Genomic DNA, 17376 nt, shown 5'->3' on the forward strand with positions numbered 1-17376 from the left:
ACCCTCCACCCTCTTCCCCGCCCCGCGCGCCCACGCATCGCAGACCTTGGAAAGTTCCCGTTCGCACTGAACGCCAGATTTCCAAGATCTGCGACAGGGCGGCGGAGGAGGGCAGGCGTACGGCCGGCGTGGTCACCGCCCGCGGCAGGTCGACAGATCGCGCCTACACGGCGCTGAGCTGCGGTTATTCTGCCGACAAGTCGGTTCGCCGAAGGTTCCAGCCGAGCCCGAGCCCCGCCCAGCCCGACAGTGCACCAGGAGGATGAGCGTGTGCCGTAAGGACTGGAGCGATTACCTCGGGTTCAAGCCCAGCCCGCAAGAGCACGGAGTGCTCGATCAACTTGCCGCCGGCAAGCAGGTGAATGTCAACAGCTCGCTGTCCGCCAGGCTGCTCACGACCATCTGCACTGATCCCGGCGATCGGTTCAAGGACCCGATAGTCCTGATCGGTGCTCATGTAGCAGAACGCCTGGATCTGTCCGGCCTTCGCCTCAAGCGCGCCTTGTCGTTCCGCGACTGCCGGTTCGACAACGGCGTCGACCTGTCCAGAGCGGTGTGCGGCGAGACGATCGAGTTCATCGGTTGCACGATCGACGGCCTCACCGCCGACAACATCCACAGCTGCAAGGACATCAGCGCCGTCGACTGCGACATCACCGGCGTCAGTTTCGCCGACGCCCATCTGGAAAAAGACCTGAGGCTCACCAAAAGCCGGCTGACCCACCGACCCAGCTGCGCAGCGTTCTACGGCCCCGACATGGTCATCGAGGGTGGGCTGTTCCTGAACCACACCAAGGTGACCGGCAACGTCACGCTGGATTCCAGCCACATCGAGCACGACCTCGACTGTCGGGCTGGCCACTTCGGCGACGATTCGCCCGTGGCCATCGATGCGACAAACACGTTCGTCGGCTGGGAACTGCGCTGCGACGAACGGTTCCACGCCGAGGGAGAGGTACGGCTGTGCTGGGCACGGGCCGGCTCTGTCTCTTTCCGCAACGCCACCCTGCACAACCCCAACGGGCTGGCACTGCGCGCCGACTCGCTGCGGGCCACCATTGGCTGCTACCTCGATCAGAACCTGCACGCCACGGGCGGCGTACGCCTGGTCGGCGCGCAGATCGACGGTGAGCTGAGCTGTAGTGGGGGCAGCTTCGACGGTCGCGGCGGCGTGGCGATCGAGGCGGAGCGGCTGACGGCCAAGGACGTGTACCTCGACCGGGGCTTCGTGGCGCACGGCACGGTGCGGCTGGTCGGCGCGATGCTGGCGCGCCAGCTCACCTGCACCGGGGGACGCTTCGACAACCAGTCCGGTAGTTCCCTGGACGCCACCGGACTGGCCTGTCAGGGCAGCGTCTACCTTGACAAAGATCCCAATCAGGAGACAGGTTTCCACGCCAACGGTCAGGTTCGGCTGTGTGGTGCCAGCGTCGCCGAGGCGGTCGTCTGCACGGGAGGAGTTTTCGAGTGCGAGGCGGACACCGCGCTCGCCGCAGACGGCCTGACCACCGAGGGAGACGTGATGCTCAACGGCGACTTCCGGGCGGTTGGTGGAGTCAACCTGGCCCGGGCCACCGTTGGCCGGCAACTCGACTGCAGCGGTGGGTCCTTCCAGGCCCTGGGATACGCCGCTCTCAACCTGAGCGGCGTGGTCGGGCGCGGCGACGTGCTGCTCACCAACGGCTTCCAGGCGACCAGCGAGGTATCGCTCCGGGACGCGGACATCGCCCGGAACGTCGACCTGACCAAGGGCCACTTCACCGGAATCGGCGATAAGTCGCTCGACGCGTACGGACTACGAGTGGGCGGCACACTCGTGCTGTTGCCGGCAGAAAAACCCACCCAGACCGTCGACCTACGATACGCCCGCGTAGCGCGTCTTCATGACAGCGAGGTGGCCTACCCGGAGAACCGCGTCGAGCTGGAAGGTCTCACCTATGAAAGCCTGGAGAGCGACCTCGCGTACCAACAGCGCATCCAGATACTCGGCCGTATGCACAGCTATTCACGCCAGCCGTACCTGCAACTCAGCAAAGTCTACCGAGATGCCAGCAAGGACGAAGCAGATCGCGAGGTGGCGGTCGCCGGCCTGAAGCAACTTCGCAAGCGGGACAAACTGCGACCCCATTCGAAGGCGTGGAACTTTTTCATGTGGGCGACCGTCAGATATGGCTACCGCCTTTATCAACCGCTCCTCATCGCCCTCCCTTTAGCCCTGCTCAACATAATCTTCTTCCACACCGCCGAGCACCACGGTCTTATGGAACCGGTGGGGGCGGATACCGACGACAAGCCGCACACCGATGCCACGCACTGCCCGGAGAACTACCCATGCTTCAACCCGCTCGCCTACTCCCTGCAGCTCCTGATTCCCGCGATAAACCTGTATCAGATCGATAAGTGGGTGCCCGACGCCACCAAATTCTGGGGCACACCGCTACTGTTCTGGACCTGGTTCATGATCATTGTCGGGTGGGCGCTCGGCTTCGCGCTCGTCGCCGCGATCACCCAAGCGATTCGCAAGGAATAAGGAAGACCGCGACGGGCATCTCCCGGACTCTCGCCTGTGGCGGTCAGGTGATCCGCTCTTGACTCAGTTGCGGGACGAGCCGAGATGCGGTCTCGAAGTCGGCGTCCTGGTGCAGGACCACCAGCTTCAGCCGAATGGCGGTGGCCGCCACAAGGTGGTCGGCAACGGAAAGCCCCTGGTGGGCGCTGTGGCTGGCGAGTTCCTGCCGCACCGCCCGCACGACCTGCCAGGCGTCGTCCGGCACCGGCACCCACGGGTACAGGTCGCGGAGTCCGCGCTCGACCCGGTCGTATGCCTTCGCGTCCGCGATGGTCAGAGTTTCCACGAGCACCGGGTCGCAGATGGCGATCAGGCCACGGGAGGCCAGGTCGGACCAGTGCGGTTCGACCTGACGGCGAACCATACGGACCAGCGCGCTGGTGTCGATGAGGTACTTCACTTGTCGATCTCGTCGAGTTGATCGAAGTCGAAGCCCCCCGCGTCAGCGACGTCCTGAAGGTCAGCCAGAGCCCGCTGTCGCCGCTCCCGGCTGGACTCCACCGCCTGCCGGAGCGCCTCCGTCACCGTCTCCTTCTTGGTCGTGGTGCCGAGCGCAGCAGTCGCCTCCGCCAGAAGATCCTCATCGAGGTCGAGCAGGGTTTTGGCCATGAGATACACCTCCCGGACAAGAATATATCCGGGAGGTGCGTATATCGAACGAACGAAGCCGGTCGTCAGCCGACGGCGGCCATGACCTCGTCGGAGACGTCGAAGTTGGCGAAGACGTTCTGCACGTCGTCGCTGTCCTCCAGGACGTCGATCAGCTTGAAGATCTTGCGGGCGCCTTCCTCGTCCAGCGGCACGGTGACGCTGGGGATGAGCGAGGACTCGGCCGACTCGTACTCGATGCCGGCGTCCTGGAGCGCGGTGCGGACGGCCAGCAGGTCACCCGGCTCGGAGACCACCTCGAATGCCTCGCCCAGGTCGTTGACCTCTTCGGCGCCCGCGTCCAGGACGGCGAGCATCACGTCGTCCTCGCTGGTGCCGGCCTTCGGCACGATCACCACGCCCTTGCGGGAGAACATGTACGACACCGAGCCGGCGTCGGCGAACGAGCCGCCGTTGCGGGTCAGCGCGGTGCGTACCTCGGTGGCGGCGCGGTTGCGGTTGTCGGTCAGACACTCGATGAGCAGCGCGACGCCGTTCGGGCCGTACCCCTCATACATGATCGTCTGGTAGTCGGCGCCACCGGCCTCCAGGCCGGAGCCGCGCTTGACCGCGCGGTCGATGTTGTCGTTGGGTACGGAGTTCTTCTTGGCCTTCTGGATCGCGTCGTAGAGGGTCGGGTTGCCGGCGGGGTCGCCGCCGCCGGTCCGCGCCGCGACCTCGACGTTCTTGATCAGCTTGGCGAACATCTTGCCGCGCTTGGCGTCGATGACCGCCTTCTTGTGCTTGGTCGTCGCCCACTTTGAGTGGCCGGACATCTGTTACCTCCGTTGCTACCCGCCGTCTGCATCGACCGCACCGCGCACGCCCCCGCTCCCACCGGCGCACACGGTGGTGCCGGTCAGCTCTCTGGTGGAAGCCGTGACGGCCAGATGGCCCTGCCGAATCTCGACAATCCTACCGACGTGCGGCGGGTGGCCGTCACCCGCCGCACGCCGGCAGCCATGCCGATACCCGCAGATCACCGCATAGCGGGCTAAAGTCACTCCCCCATGCCGTACGACCCCTGCACGGTGAACTCCGCGACATCGCGCTGCTCGCAGCGCTCCTCCAGGGCAGCCCGGTAGCTACGGTCCGGCCGGACCCGGTACCTGATCAGGATCCTCTCCATGCTCATGCCACCGCGGCGACGTCGCGGGCCGCGTCGAGGAGGTCGGTGACCATCGCCCGCACCGCCGCCGCCCGGTCCTCGCCGGGCGCGATCCGCCCGGTCGCCGTCGGGTCGGAGGGGTCCTCGCCGGTCCAGTCGAAGTCGGTGAAGAGCGCCAACTCGACGGACTCGCGGAGAACCTCCATGCCCACCTCGGTCAGGATGTCCCGCAGGTGCCCGGTCACCCGCTCGGCGCCGCGCACCCCATAGCTGAGCAGGCCGGCGGGCTTGCCGCGCCACTCGGCGTCGAGATAGTCGATCCCGTTCTTGAGTACGGCGGGCACCGACCTGTTGTACTCCGGTGAGACGAAGACGAAGGCGTCGCAGGCCGCCACCGTCGCCGACCAGGCTCGGGTGTGCTCGTTGCGGTAGTCGCCGAACCTCGCCGGCACCGGCTCGTCCAGCAACGGCAGGTGGTGCCGCGCGAGGTCGATCAGCGCGACGGTCGCCTCACCGTCGCGTACCGCCGGGTGTTGGGCCATCACCTCGATGGCCCAGCCGGCCACCACCGGCGCCCGCCGGCCCGGACGGCTGCTGCCCACGATCACGCCGATGACGAAGGGTTGTTCTCTCATGCCCCCATCTCATCGACGGGCCGGCGTGCCCGGGAGGCCGCCGGGAGGATAGCCCCGGCGGGGACACCCTGGCCGGCGGCGGAGAATGCAGACTGGGTACGTGATGGACGGGGAGTTGGGCGCGTTCCTGCGCAGCCGACGGGAGGCGCTGCGGCCCGAGCAGGTGGGGCTGCCGGCCGGCCCGCGACGGCGTACGCCAGGGTTGCGGCGGGCCGAGGTCGCGACGCTGGCCCAGGTCAGCGTGGAGTACCTGACCCGGCTCGAACAGGGCCGCGACAACCGACCCTCGCCGGAGATCCTCGCCGCGCTGGCGAGGGCGCTGCGGCTGGCGGAGGCCGACCGGCGGCATCTGCAACAACTGGCGTCGGTCGACCACCGCCGGCAGTTGTGCACGGGACGGCGGCCGGCGGTCTCGCGTACCGTCCGCCCCGAGGTTCGGGGGCTGCTGGACGCGGTGCGGGACCGGCCTGTGTACCTGCTCAACCGGATCGGTGACGTGCTGGCCTGGAACGATCCGTTCGACCGGCTGGCCCGCCCGCTGGGACTGCTCGATGGTGACCGGCCCAACCTCTTGTGGTTCGTCTTCACCGACGAACGTGCCCGCGCGCATTTTGCCGACTGGGCTGAGCTGGCCGACGAGCAGGTCGCCGAGCTGCACCGGCTACGCCAGGGTGATCCCGCCACTGACGCGTTCGCCGACCGGCTCGGCCGTACCGTCGGGTCGGTCTTCACCTCCCGGTGGGGGCGGCGTCCGGTCGCGGCCCAGGCCAGCGGCGTGCGCTGGTTGCGGCATCCGGAGGTCGGGCCGCTGCGCCTGGCATACGAGACCTTGGAGCTCGCCGACGACCAGCAGCGACTGGTGGTGCACCTGCCGACCGACGCGGACAGCGCGGCGGCGCTGGACCGCCTGCTGGGGCGGCGACCCGGCGGCCTGCGCTCGATAGCCAGCTGAGGTCCCCACACCGGGCACTGTCAGGTGCGGACCAGGTCGACGAAGTAGCGGTGCAGGCGGAGGTCTCGGGTGAGTTCGGGGTGGAAGGAGGTGGCGAGCAGGTTGCCCTGGCGGACCGCCACGACGCGGCCGGCGGCGGGGCCCTCGGTCACCGTGCCCAGCACCTCCACTCCCGCGCCGACCCGCTCGACCCAGGGGGCGCGGATGAAGACCGCGTGCAGCGGGCCGCCGTCGATCCCGGTGATCTCCACCGGCGCCTCGAACGAGTCGACCTGCCGGCCGAAGGCGTTGCGCCGCACGGTCATCGTGATGCCGTCGAAGCCGCGCTGGTCCGGTCGACCGTCGAGGACCTCCTGCGCCAGCATGATCATGCCGGCGCAGGAGCCGTAGACCGGCAGGCCGGCGGCGATCCGCTTGTCGATCGGTTCGCGCAGCTCGAAGATGTCCACCAGTTTGCTGATCGTGGTGGATTCGCCGCCCGGGATGACCAGGCCGTCGACCGCGTCCAGCTCCGCCGCCCGACGGACCGGGCGGGCCTGCGCGCCCACGTCGGTGAGCGCGGTGAGATGTTCGCGTACGTCGCCCTGAAGGGCGAGCACACCGATCACCGGTGCCGTCACACACCTCACCAGCCGCGGTCGGCGAGGCGGTGCGGGACGGGGATGTCGTCGACGTTGATGCCGACCATCGCCTCGCCGAGACCCCGGGAGACCTTGGCCAGCACGTCCGGGTCGTCGTGGAAGGTGGTCGCCTTGACGATCGCGGCGGCCCGCTGCGCCGGGTTGCCGGCCTTGAAGATGCCGGAGCCGACGAAGACGCCCTCGGCGCCGAGCTGCATCATCATCGCCGCGTCGGCCGGGGTGGCGATGCCACCGGCGGTGAAGAGCACCACCGGCAGCTTGCCGCTCTCGGCGACCTCCTTGACCAGCTCGTACGGCGCCTGCAGCTCCTTCGCCGCGACAAACAGCTCATCGGTCGGCAGCGTCTGGAGGCGGCGGATCTCCTGCCGGATCTTCCGCATGTGGGTGGTGGCGTTGGAGACGTCACCGGTGCCGGCCTCACCCTTGGAGCGGATCATCGCGGCGCCCTCGGTGATCCGCCGCAGCGCCTCGCCCAGGTTCGTCGCGCCGCAGACGAACGGGACGGTGAACGCCCACTTGTCGATGTGGTTGGCGTAGTCGGCCGGGGTGAGCACCTCGGACTCGTCGACGTAGTCGACGCCGAGCGCCTGGAGGATCTGCGCCTCCACGAAGTGGCCGATGCGGGCCTTTGCCATCACCGGGATGGAGACGGCGTTGATGATGCCGTCGATCATGTCGGGGTCGCTCATCCGGGACACCCCGCCCTGGGCGCGGATGTCGGCGGGCACCCGCTCCAGCGCCATCACCGCGACCGCGCCGGCGTCCTCAGCGATCTTGGCCTGCTCGGGGGTGACCACGTCCATGATCACGCCGCCCTTGAGCATCTCGGCCATGCCCCGCTTGACGCGGGCGGTGCCGACGACCGGACCGGCGTCGGGATTCGGGGAAGTCGTCTCGGACACGGATCATCGCTCCTCGGGCGGCGCGGGACGGGACGGCGAAATGCTACGTCCGGCCGACGGCCGTTCCGACAGCCAATCGGATCCGTGGTGGCCTGCGGTGTGGCCGCCGTCACCGACGGCGTGATCACCTGGTGGTGGCGTCCACCGGGGGTACGAAGAGAGTCGGATCGTCGATGTCGAAATAGCGCGGCCAGGTGTGCTGGCGGCCCATCCGCAGTAGGCGGACCAGCGGTCGGCTGCGGGCCGTACGGGCATCCCGGACCAGATCGGTGTGCACCTGCCGGGCCAGGGCCAGGCGCCGACTGGCGGCGATCACGGCGTCACAGTCGGGATCGGTGGGGTCCAACTCGACCGCGCGCAGCTGCCTGGTCAGGTCGTTCTCGGCCGCTTCCCGCTCCTCCGGGCGGGCGTCGAGCGCGATGCGCGCGGCCGCGTACAGCTCGACGCCGTAGCGGCGTTCGGCGAGCACCGCCGCCGCAGCCGCCCGGCGCAGCAGGTGCGCGTCCAGGGCACGGGCGGCAAGCTGCGCGCGGGACTGGAGCCGCTCGACCCGGCCGGCGGTCCAGATCAGGTACACCGCCACCAGGGCGACGACCACCGTCGCGCCCACCACCCACCACATGCCCGGCATCGTAGTGCTGCTCCCGTTCCTCCCGATCAGTCCGGCCCCACCCACTCCTGGTCTATCACCCGCCCGTCGGTCGCTTCGATCGCCGCTGCGTATACCTCAAGAACCCGGCGGGCAACCACGGGCCAGTCGAAATTCGCCACCACCTGGTCGCCGCAGGCGGTCAACTCCGCCCGTTGGTCCGGATCGTCCAGCAGTTCGGCGATCGTCCGTCGCAGCGCCACCGCGTCACCGGTGGGGAACAACCGCCCGGCCCGGCCGCCGTCGAGCACCCGGCGGAAAGCGTCGAGGTCGCTGGCGACGACAGTGGTGCCGGCGGCCAGCGCCTCGGTGAGGATCATGCCGAACGACTCGCCGCCGGTGTTGGGTGCGACGTACAGATGCACGCTGCGCAGCATGCGCGCCTTCTCCGGCTCGGGTACCAGACCGAGGAAGGTGACCCGGTCCCGCAGGTCGGCCGGAAACCTGTCGAACAGGTCGTCCGGGTCGCCGGGGCCGGCGACCAGCAGGCGCAGTCCGGGCCGCTGCCGGGCCAGCTCGACGAAGGCGTCGCGCAGGATCGGGAACCCCTTGCGGGGCTCGGTGAAGCGACCCAGGAAGCCGAGGGTGCCGCCGCTGCTCGCGGTCACCTCCCCCGGCCAGCCGGGCAGCGGCTCGACGCCTGCGTACTTCGCCACCGCCACCCCGTTCGGGATCTCCACCGCGCCGCCGTCGAGGTGCTCGACCTGCACCTTGCGGGCCAGCGCGCTCACCGCGATCCGTGCGGTGATCCGCTCCAGCAGGATCTGGAGCATGCCCTGGGCCGCCGACAGCACCCGGGATCGGGTCATCGCGGTGTGGAAGGTGGCCACCACCGGTCCTCGGGCGGAGAGCACGGCGAGCATGGACAGGCTCAACGTCAGCGGCTCGTGCACGTGCAGCACGTCGAAGTCGCCACGGGTGATCCAGCGGCGGACCCGGGCGGTGGAGACAGGGCCGAACGCGATCCGGGCCACCGAGCCGTTGTACGGCAGCGGCACCGCCCGCCCGGCCGGCACCACGTACGGCGGCAGCGGCGAGTCCTCGTCCGCCGGGGCGAGCACACTCACCTCGTGACCCAGCCCGATCAACGCCTCGGCGAGGTCCATGACGTGGTTCTGCACGCCGCCCGGGACGTCGAAGGAGTACGGGCAGACGATGCCGATCCGCATTACGCCCGTCCCCTCAGTCCAGCCACATCCGCTGCAACATGTGCCAGTCTTGCGGATGCCGGGCGATGCCCGCCGCGAGACCGTCGGCGATCCGCTGGGTCAGCGACCGCACCCGTGCGTCAAGCGTGCCCTCCTGCGGACCGGGCACCGGCAGCGGGCCCTCGATCGAGGCGCACGCCGCGTCCGGTTCGTACCACATCGAGGTGACGTAGAGCGGCGCGCCGGTGCGCAGGGCGAGCAGGGCCGGGCCGGCCGGCATCCGGGTCCGGCCGTCGAAGAACTCCACCTCCACGCCCCGGGCGGAGAGGTCCCGGTCGGCGAGCAGCGGCACCACCGCCCCGGCGGTCACCCGCTCGGTGAGCACGTCGAGCGGGGGCCGGACGCCTCCGGTGGTGGGCAGGATCTCCATCCCCAGCCGCTCCCGGAACGCCACGAACCGCTCGTAGACGCCCTCCGGCTTGAGCCGTTCCATGACGGTGGAGAGCGGCCACTCGTTGGCCACCACCCACGCGCCGGCCATGTCCCAGTTGCCGGCGTGCGGCAACGCCACCACCGCACCCCGTCCGGCCGCCACGTCGGCGGCGAGCAGTTCGGCGCCGTCCAGCCGGAACCCGGCGAGAACCTGTTCCCGGCTCAGCGCCGGCAGCCGGAACGCCTCCATCCAGTACCGGGCGTACGAGCGCATCCCTCGCCGGACCAGTTCGTCCAGCTCGTCCTCGGGCAATTCCGGCCCGACGACGCGCCGCAGGTTGGCCCGCAGCCGGGTGACGCCGGCGCCCCGACGCCGGTGGGCCCGGTCCGCGACCGCGTTGAACGCGGTAGCCGCGACCGGTCGGGGCAGCGCGCGGACCAGCCGCCAGCCGGCGATGAAGCCGAGTTCGGTGAGGTTCACCGGCGGGTGCCGCTCACCGCTGGCCGCCCGGCACGTCTACCTGCTGGGCCTGCTGGTACACGTGCCGCATCCGCTGACCCACCGTGAACAGCGACACCGCCGCCAACAGCCAGAGCGCGATCGGCAGCGCCGCCGGGTGGACCAGGGCGGCGAGCAGGCCACCGACGCCGACGATCAGCAGCCGTTCGGTACGTTCGGCGACGCCGACGTTGGCGCTCATGCCGAGCCCCTCGGCGCGGGCCTTGACGTACGAGACCAGTCCGCCCGCGGCCAGGCAGATCAGCGCGGCGGCCATGCCGGCCCGGTCGCCCTCGCTGGCCAGATAGAAGGCGACCGCGCCGAACACCGCGCTGTCGGCCACCCGATCCATGCTGGAGTCGAGAAATGCGCCGAACCGGGTGGAGCCGCCGCTCATCCGGGCCATCGTGCCGTCGAGCAGGTCGGTGAGCGCGAAGACCGTCACGATCAGCGCACCGGCGACCAGATGGCCGCGGGCACCGAAGCCGAGCGCACCGACGAGCACGCCGATGGTGCCCGCGACGGTGACCGCGTTGGGGGACACGCCCGCGCGCAGCAGGCTACGGGCGATCGGCTCCACGACGCGGGTCATCCCCGCGCGGGCCGACACTTGGAAGATCTTCGCCATGGCGGTCCCACGATAACGGTCGGCTGCTGGCCGACGACAGCGCCGGTCCGTGTACAGAGGGTTGTTTCGGTCCGCCATCGGGTGTGAGATCGAGCCAGCAAGTGATCCGGCTCACCCGACCGCCCGTTGATCGCCCGGTCCGGAACGTTGCACCGGAGGATATCGCCGCAGTACCCGTCCGGGCCGCATCCCCGTCGCGCGCGGCGGTCGCCACCACCACCGGCTTGAGGGAGGTGCGCCCGATGGCGCAGAGGAATCACGACAAGGGGGTCACCGGCGCACCTGCGGTGACCGATCCGGCGAAGATCCGCAACGTGGTGCTGGTCGGGCACTCCGGGGCGGGCAAGACCACACTTGTCGAGGCGCTGCTCGCGGCGACCGGCACGATCACCCGCGCCGGCTCGATCGCCGACGGCAACACCGTCTGCGACCACGACCCGGCGGCCGTACGCCAACAGCGGTCGGTCTCGCTGGCCTGCGCTCCGTTGTGGCACGACGGGTTCAAGGTCAACCTGCTGGACACGCCCGGCTACGCCGACTTCGTCGGTGAGCTGCGGGCCGGCCTACGCGCCGCGGACGCCGCACTCTTCGTGGTCTCCGCCGTCGACGGGATGGACGCGGCCACCGCCGCGCTCTGGGAGGAGTGCGCGGCTGTCGACATGCCCCGGGCGGTCGCGGTCTCCCGGCTGGACCATCCCCGCGCCGACTTCGACGAGGCGGTGGCGCTGTGCCAGCGGGTCTTCGGTGACAACGTGCTCCCGCTCTACCTGCCGATGCTCGGCGACGACGGGATCTCCACCGTCGGTCTGCTCGGTCTGATCACCCGTCGGGTCTTCGACTACACGGGTGGTCTGCCGCCGCTGGTGCGCGAGCCCGACCCGGAGCACCTGCCGGCCATCGCTGAATCCCGGGACGAGCTGATTGAGGGGATCATCGCCGAGAGCGAGGACGAGACCCTGATGGACCGCTACCTCGGTGGCGAGGAGATCGGCACCGATCTGCTGATCGAGGATCTGGAGAAGGCCGTCGCCCGGGGGCACTTCTATCCGGTGGTGCCGGTCTGTGCGGAGACCGGCGTCGGGTTGGACGCCCTGCTGGAGGTGCTCACCGCCGGCTTCCCGTCGCCGCCGGAGCACGCACTGCCCGCGGTCACCGGGGTGGATGGTTCGCCCCGCCCGCCGCTGACCTGCGACCCGGCCGGTCCGCTTGTCGCCGAGGTGGTCAAGACCACGATCGACAGGCACGTCGGGCGGGTCTGTGTGGTCCGCGTCTTCTCCGGCACCCTGCGGCCCGAGCAGACGGTGCACGTCTGTGGGCACGGTCTGGCCGACCGTGGCCACCCGGACCACGACGCCGACGAGCGGATCGCCCACCTCTACAGCCCGCTCGGGGCCACGCTGCGCGAGGTCGGTGTCGCGGTGGCCGGTGACATCTGCGCGATCACCAAGTCCGGCAGCGCGGAGACCGGCGACACCATCTCCGCCAAGGACGACCCGTTGCTCATCGCACCGTGGGAGATGCCGGAGCCACTGCTGCCGGTGGCGATCGTGGCGAAGTCCCGCTCGGACGAGGACGCTCTGGCCCGCAACCTGGCCCGGTTGGTGGCCGGTGACCCGACCATGCGGCTGGAACGCAACCCGGACACCCACCAGTTGGTGCTCTGGTGCATGGGCGAGGCCCACGCCGATGTGGTCCTCGACCGGCTGCGCGCCGGCGGGGTGGAGTTGGACACCGAGCCGGTCAAGGTGGCGTTGCGGGAGACCCTGGCCGCGCCCGCCCGTGGGCATGGCCGGCACGTCAAGCAGTCCGGCGGGCACGGTCAGTACGCCGTCTGCGACATCGAGGTGGAGCCGCTGCCGCGCGGTGCCGGTTTCGAGTTCGTCGACCGGGTGGTCGGCGGCTCGGTGCCGCACAACTACATCCCCTCCGTGGAGAAGGGGGTGCGCGCCCAGATGGAACGCGGTCTGGTCGCCGGCCATCCGGTGGTGGACCTGCGGGTGACCCTTGTCGACGGCAAGGCGCACAGCGTGGACTCCTCCGACGCGGCGTTCCAGACCGCCGGTGCGCTGGCGTTGCGCGACGCCGCCGAGCAGGGCCAGCCGACGCTGCTGGAACCGATCGACGAGGTGACCGTACGGGTGCCCGACGGCAACGTGGGCACGGTGATGGGCGACCTGTCCGGTCGGCGCGGCCGGGTGCTCGGCACCGAACCGGACCCGGACACCGAGGGACGCACCCTGATCCGCGCCGAGGTACCCGCCCTGGAACTGCTGCGCTACGCCGTCGAGCTGCGCGCGATGACCGCCGGCGCCGGCACCTTCCGCCGCCACTTCCTCCGCCACGACCCCCTCCCCGACCACCCGACCACCACCCACCAACGTGGTTGATCATGAGGTTAGCGGCAGTATCTGATCGGCCCGGTCAAGGGGTGAGTGCAATCGTTAGGCAGTGATGAGTTGTGCGAGGCGTTGGGCTGGGGTGTCCCAGCCCAACGTTTCGCGGGGTCGGGTGTTGAGTTCGTGGGCGACTTCGTCCAGGCCGGTCTGGTCGATGGTGCGGAAGTCGTAGCTGCTCTTGGGGAAGTACTGGCGTAGCAGGCCGTTGGTGTTCTCGTTGCTGCCGCGTTGCCAGGGGCTGTGGGGGTCGCAGAAGTAGACCGGGCAGCCGGTGGCGATGGTGAACACCGGGTGGGTGGCCATCTCCGCGCCTTGGTCCCAGGTCAGTGACCGGCGTAGGTGCGCCGGCATTCGGGTGGCCAGGGTGGTGAGCACGTCGATGACGGCTTCACTGTCGCGGTTGTTGGGCAGTGCGCCGAGCATGACGTATCGGGTGGTGCGTTCGACCAGGGTCACGATCGCTGAGGCGCCGGCCTTGCCGATGACCAGGTCGCCTTCCCAGTGCCCGGGCACCGCCCGGTCGGCGGCCTCGGCGGGCCGGTTGCTGATGTGCAGATCCCCGATCCAGGGCCGTCGGCTGCGGGCCGCGCCCGCGGCGCGTGACTGCGGGCGCCGCTGGGTGCGTCCGGACCGTAGCGCCACCTGCCGGGTCAGCTCTGCCCGCAGGTTGCCCCGCGACTGCACGTAGATCGCCTGGTAGATCGTCTCGTGGGACACCTGCAACTCCGGACGGTCGGCGTACGTGGCCCGTAACCACGCGGCGATCTGTTTCGGAGACCACCTACGCGCCAGTTTCCCCGCCACCGCGCCCCGCAGCCGCGTGCCCGGCCGAAGCTTCGACGCCTTCGGCCGCCGTCGGGCCGCGTCAGCCCGCCGCTGCGCCCACTGCGCCTGATACCCCCACCGATACGGCCGACGAGCCCGCCCGGGCGGCAACGACCGCCCGAGCGGATTCTTCGTCCCGTGCCGCGCACTGTTGTTCCGCGCCACCTCCCGCGACACCGTGCACACCGGCACCCCGAGGATCCCCGCGATCTGCGAGATCGTCCGCCCCGAAGCCCACAGATGCTCCAACACCTGCCGATGCCCGAACGTCAACACACCCGGCCTCGCCACCAGCACCTCCAGCCCAACCAAGATCAGTTGCACTGAAGCCTAGAAACCGCCTCTCTGGAACTGCCGCTAACCTCATGATCGACGGGGTGGGGGCGGGGGGGTTAGGACCAGGTGTGGGAGAGGGTTACTCGGGCTTCGAGTTCGAGGAGCTTGATTTTGCGGGGTAGGCCGCCGCCGAAGCCGACGAGTTTTCCGCCGGCGCCGATGATGCGATGGCACGGCACGATCACCGGAATCGGGTTGCGGTTGCAGGCCACCCCGACCGCGCGGGCCGCACCCGGGTCGCCGACCCGCCGGGCCACCTCGCCGTAGGTGAGCATTTCGCCGTACGGGATGCGGGTCATCTCCCGCCACACTGCCCGCTCGAACTCTGAGCCACGCGGCACCCTCACCGGAACACCGAACTCGGTCAGCTCACCGGCGAAGTACGCCCGCAACTCCGCCACGGCCTGCCGAGCCACCTCGTCGACCGGCTCGGCGGTGGCCTCCTCGACCTGACCAAAACGGGTTCCACACACGCTGTCACCATCGGTGGCCACGGAGAAGACCCCGATCGGCGAATCCACGAAAGTCCACCGCACACCCCATCATCCCCCACCTCCCTGACCGATGCGATCGCTCTCACCCCCAAGTCATGCGCCGATCTTGCACTTTTGGTCGCCTTTTAGTAACTTCTGCCCCGTTTTGCCGCGACCAAAAGTGCATGATCGGCGGGGAAGAGGGGGAAAGGGGGCGCCCGCCGGAGCGGTCCCTGGGTGGGAGCGCTTCGGCGGGCGCCGGGGTTGTTCAGGTGCCTCAGGTGGCGGAGAAGAAGAACCGTTCGCCGTTGCCCACGCCGACGAGAGCTCCAGTGTCAGGGTTGTAATCCCAGACCTTGCTCGCGATCAACTGCTTGGTGCCAGCGGACCCTGCGGACACCGCCTTTTGGTTAGGGCCCAGGAAGAAGACCGAGCCGTCGCGGTTGTAGTTGAGGAAGAGGAACTCCTCCCAGTAACCGGCGGACGACTTGTTGGCGATCAGGGCCTTGCTGCCGCTACCCGGTGCCGTCACGTACTTGCCGTTCGCCTGGGCCTTCAGGGCGAACCAGCCGTAACTGCGGTTGACGATCTCGAACTTCGTCGACTTGGTGACCGACTTGCTACTGGCGACCAGCGGCTTGCTGCCGGCCACGACGTACTTGCCGCTGACCTTCGACTTGATGGTGACCACCGGAGCCGGCGCGTCGATGGTGAACTTCTCCGACGTGCCGATGCTGGTCTTGCTCGCCTTCAGCGACGACGTGCCGGACGTCGGCGCGGTGACGTACTTGCCGTTGATCTTCGCCTTGAGGCTGACCGTACCGTCGGTGTGGTTGATGATCTGGAACTTGCCCGACGTGACGATCGTCTTGTGGCTGGCGATCAGCGGCTTGGTGCCATTGCTCGGCGCGACCACGTACCGGCCGGTCGACTTGGAGCGCAGCGCCACCAGGCCGCTTCCGGCGTCGACGAAGTCGTACCGCTGGGCGGTGCCCAGGCTCTTGCCGTTGTTGACGAGCGCCTTCGTGGTGCTGGCGGCGGTGACGAACTTGCCGTTCGACTTGGCCTTGAAGCCGTGCGAGTAGCGCTTCGGCGTGATCGAGCCGACGGTCAGGAGCCGGTCCATCGAGCCCTTGGTGTCGTAGACCGCGCCGGCGAGGCCGGTGGTGACGATGCGGTCGCGGACCTGCTTCGGGGTCCAGCTCGGGTTGCTCTGCAGCAGCAGCGCCGCCGCGCCCGCCACGTGCGGAGCGGCCATCGAGGTACCGCTGAACCCGACGCTGCCGGTGTTGTTGTCGTGCCGTGCCGAGACGATGCTCACGCCGGGGGCGAAGATGTCGAGGCACTTGCCGTGGTTCGAGAAGTTGGCGCGCATGTTGATCTGGTCGGTCGCACCCACGGTGATCGCGTCGGGCACCCGGGCCGGCGACACCTCGCAGGCGTTCCAGTCTTCGTTGCCGGCAGCGAGCGCGTAGGTGATGCCGGAGTCGATGGAGCGCTTGACGGCATCGTCGAGCACCGGGTCGGCCGAGCCGCCCAGGCTCATGTTGACCACGGCCGGCTGTTGCGCGTTCGCCGTCACCCAGTCGATGGCGGCGACGATACCTTCCGTGGTGCCCCCGCCATCACAGTCGAGCACCCGTACGGCGACGAGCTTGACGCCCTTGGCCACGCCGTACTTCGTGCCACCGATCGTGCCTGCCACGTGCGTGCCGTGACCGTGACAGTCCTCGGCGACGTCGTCCAGGTCGATGAAGTCGTAGCCGTGGCTGGCCCGGCCGCCGAAGTCCTGGTGGTCGATGTTGATGCCGGTGTCCAGGACGTACGCGGTGACATTGCTGCCGGTGTTCGGGTACTTGTAGGTCTGGTTCAGCTTCGGCGAGGCCTGGTCGATCCGGTCCAGACCCCAGGACGGCGGGTTGGTCTGGGTGCCGCTGGCCGAGACCCGGCGCACCGGCTCGACGCGGGCCACGGCGGCGTTCTTCGCGAGCGCCTCCGCCTGCTTGGCGTTCATGGCGACCGAGAAGCCGGTGAGCGCCTTGCCGAACACCTGTCGAACGGTGCCACCATTGCTCTTGGTCAGCGCCGCAGCGGTGGCCCGGACGCTGGTGTAGGTGGCCCGCTGGTCCTTCAGGACCACGATGTAGCGATCCGGCACCACGCTTGCGCTCGCGCTTGCGCGTGCGCTGTCGCGCGCCTCAGGACGCGACCGGTCCGACGGTTCGGCCGCGGCGGCACCGGCCGAGGCGACGGTCAGGATGGACGAGGCGGTGGCGAGGGCGAGCCCTGCCACCGCTGTGCGGCGCAGCACGCCACGGCGTTTCACTTGATGAACTCCCCGTTCGTCATCGACCAACCGCTGGCGGTCGGACGGATAGTGGATCGTCCCGCGTCGACAGTCGAGCGATTGGACGTCCCAACATCATGTGACATCGACGCAACGAGGCGCGTCAACCTTTCGGTCGAAACGTCGGCGTTTCGGCGTAGCGACCTCCGCCGAGTGACCCTCCACAGTGGGAATACCACGAGGTCAGG

The 17376-nt window shown here is 69.3% G+C and carries 17 protein-coding genes; 3 read left to right on the top strand and 14 right to left on the bottom strand.

Annotated features, from left to right (window positions below; translation table 11 throughout):
- Positions 1-268 precede the first annotated feature (268 nt).
- The gene (locus tag C1I93_RS02525) at positions 269-2530 is read left to right on the top strand and encodes a hypothetical protein (protein ID WP_146603411.1); all 2262 of its coding nucleotides are present in this window, start codon (positions 269-271) and stop codon (positions 2528-2530) included.
- A 43-nt stretch (positions 2531-2573) separates the two neighbouring features.
- Here C1I93_RS02525 and C1I93_RS02530 read toward each other — a convergent pair whose 3' ends face one another.
- From C1I93_RS02530 to C1I93_RS02545, 5 genes are all read right to left on the bottom strand, one after another.
- Positions 2574-2969, bottom strand: coding sequence for a PIN domain-containing protein (locus C1I93_RS02530; protein WP_111241569.1), 396 nt, complete (start codon positions 2967-2969; stop codon positions 2574-2576).
- A complete protein-coding gene (locus C1I93_RS02535) occupies positions 2966-3178 on the bottom strand; it encodes a type II toxin-antitoxin system VapB family antitoxin (protein WP_111241605.1) in 213 nt (70 codons plus the stop codon). Before C1I93_RS02535 ends, C1I93_RS02530 begins: the two co-directional genes overlap by 4 nt.
- Positions 3179-3243: 65 nt before the next feature.
- On the bottom strand, positions 3244-3993 hold the full coding sequence (locus C1I93_RS02540; protein ID WP_111241570.1) for a YebC/PmpR family DNA-binding transcriptional regulator: 750 nt from the start codon (positions 3991-3993) through the stop codon (positions 3244-3246).
- 224 nt (positions 3994-4217) lie between these two features.
- Positions 4218-4346 carry a hypothetical protein gene (locus tag C1I93_RS32225; RefSeq protein WP_258378253.1) on the bottom strand — a complete coding sequence of 43 codons (129 nt, stop codon included), beginning with the start codon at positions 4344-4346 and terminating at the stop codon, positions 4218-4220.
- Positions 4347-4348: 2 nt separating this feature from the next.
- Positions 4349-4960, bottom strand: coding sequence for an NADPH-dependent FMN reductase (locus C1I93_RS02545; protein ID WP_111241571.1), 612 nt, complete (start codon positions 4958-4960; stop codon positions 4349-4351).
- A 103-nt stretch (positions 4961-5063) separates the two neighbouring features.
- Between C1I93_RS02545 and C1I93_RS02550 the strand changes: the two genes are divergently transcribed.
- The gene (locus tag C1I93_RS02550) at positions 5064-5912 is read left to right on the top strand and encodes a helix-turn-helix transcriptional regulator (protein WP_223256745.1); all 849 of its coding nucleotides are present in this window, start codon (positions 5064-5066) and stop codon (positions 5910-5912) included.
- A 20-nt stretch (positions 5913-5932) separates the two neighbouring features.
- Here the strand turns inward: C1I93_RS02550 and pdxT are convergent, their stop codons facing one another.
- The 6 genes from pdxT to pgsA all read right to left on the bottom strand — a co-directional run bounded on the left by pdxT (position 5933) and on the right by pgsA (position 10811).
- The gene (gene pdxT / locus C1I93_RS02555; RefSeq protein WP_111241572.1) at positions 5933-6532 is read right to left on the bottom strand and encodes a pyridoxal 5'-phosphate synthase glutaminase subunit PdxT; all 600 of its coding nucleotides are present in this window, start codon (positions 6530-6532) and stop codon (positions 5933-5935) included.
- 5 nt (positions 6533-6537) lie between these two features.
- Positions 6538-7455 (bottom strand): pyridoxal 5'-phosphate synthase lyase subunit PdxS, encoded by a 918-nt coding sequence (gene pdxS, locus C1I93_RS02560; RefSeq protein WP_111241573.1) that lies wholly within the window; start codon positions 7453-7455, stop codon positions 6538-6540.
- A gap of 124 nt (positions 7456-7579) precedes the next feature.
- Positions 7580-8086 (bottom strand): hypothetical protein, encoded by a 507-nt coding sequence (locus C1I93_RS02565; RefSeq protein WP_111241574.1) that lies wholly within the window; start codon positions 8084-8086, stop codon positions 7580-7582.
- Between the two features lie 26 nt (positions 8087-8112).
- Positions 8113-9273, bottom strand: a complete 1161-nt coding sequence (locus C1I93_RS02570; protein ID WP_111241575.1) for a glycosyltransferase family 4 protein — start codon at positions 9271-9273, stop codon at positions 8113-8115.
- Positions 9274-9286: 13 nt separating this feature from the next.
- Positions 9287-10165 (bottom strand): phosphatidylinositol mannoside acyltransferase, encoded by an 879-nt coding sequence (locus C1I93_RS02575; protein WP_111241576.1) that lies wholly within the window; start codon positions 10163-10165, stop codon positions 9287-9289.
- 13 nt (positions 10166-10178) lie between these two features.
- Positions 10179-10811 carry a phosphatidylinositol phosphate synthase gene (gene pgsA, locus C1I93_RS02580; RefSeq protein ID WP_111241577.1) on the bottom strand — a complete coding sequence of 211 codons (633 nt, stop codon included), beginning with the start codon at positions 10809-10811 and terminating at the stop codon, positions 10179-10181.
- Between the two features lie 242 nt (positions 10812-11053).
- Between pgsA and C1I93_RS02585 the strand changes: the two genes are divergently transcribed.
- On the top strand, positions 11054-13198 hold the full coding sequence (locus C1I93_RS02585; RefSeq protein ID WP_111241578.1) for an elongation factor G-like protein EF-G2: 2145 nt from the start codon (positions 11054-11056) through the stop codon (positions 13196-13198).
- A 54-nt stretch (positions 13199-13252) separates the two neighbouring features.
- On the opposite strand, the gene C1I93_RS02590 is transcribed toward C1I93_RS02585, so the two are convergent.
- The 3 genes from C1I93_RS02590 to C1I93_RS02600 all read right to left on the bottom strand — a co-directional run bounded on the left by C1I93_RS02590 (position 13253) and on the right by C1I93_RS02600 (position 17167).
- Positions 13253-14356: an IS30 family transposase gene (locus tag C1I93_RS02590; protein ID WP_111241579.1), complete on the bottom strand. Its 1104-nt coding sequence runs from the start codon at positions 14354-14356 to the stop codon at positions 13253-13255.
- A 68-nt stretch (positions 14357-14424) separates the two neighbouring features.
- Positions 14425-14904, bottom strand: coding sequence for a methylated-DNA--[protein]-cysteine S-methyltransferase (locus tag C1I93_RS02595; RefSeq protein WP_111241580.1), 480 nt, complete (start codon positions 14902-14904; stop codon positions 14425-14427).
- A 214-nt stretch (positions 14905-15118) separates the two neighbouring features.
- On the bottom strand, positions 15119-17167 hold the full coding sequence (locus tag C1I93_RS02600; RefSeq protein ID WP_111241581.1) for a S8 family serine peptidase: 2049 nt from the start codon (positions 17165-17167) through the stop codon (positions 15119-15121).
- Positions 17168-17376 lie beyond the last annotated feature (209 nt).

The organism is Micromonospora endophytica (assembly GCF_003236305.1).
Classification (GTDB): domain Bacteria; phylum Actinomycetota; class Actinomycetes; order Mycobacteriales; family Micromonosporaceae; genus Micromonospora; species Micromonospora endophytica.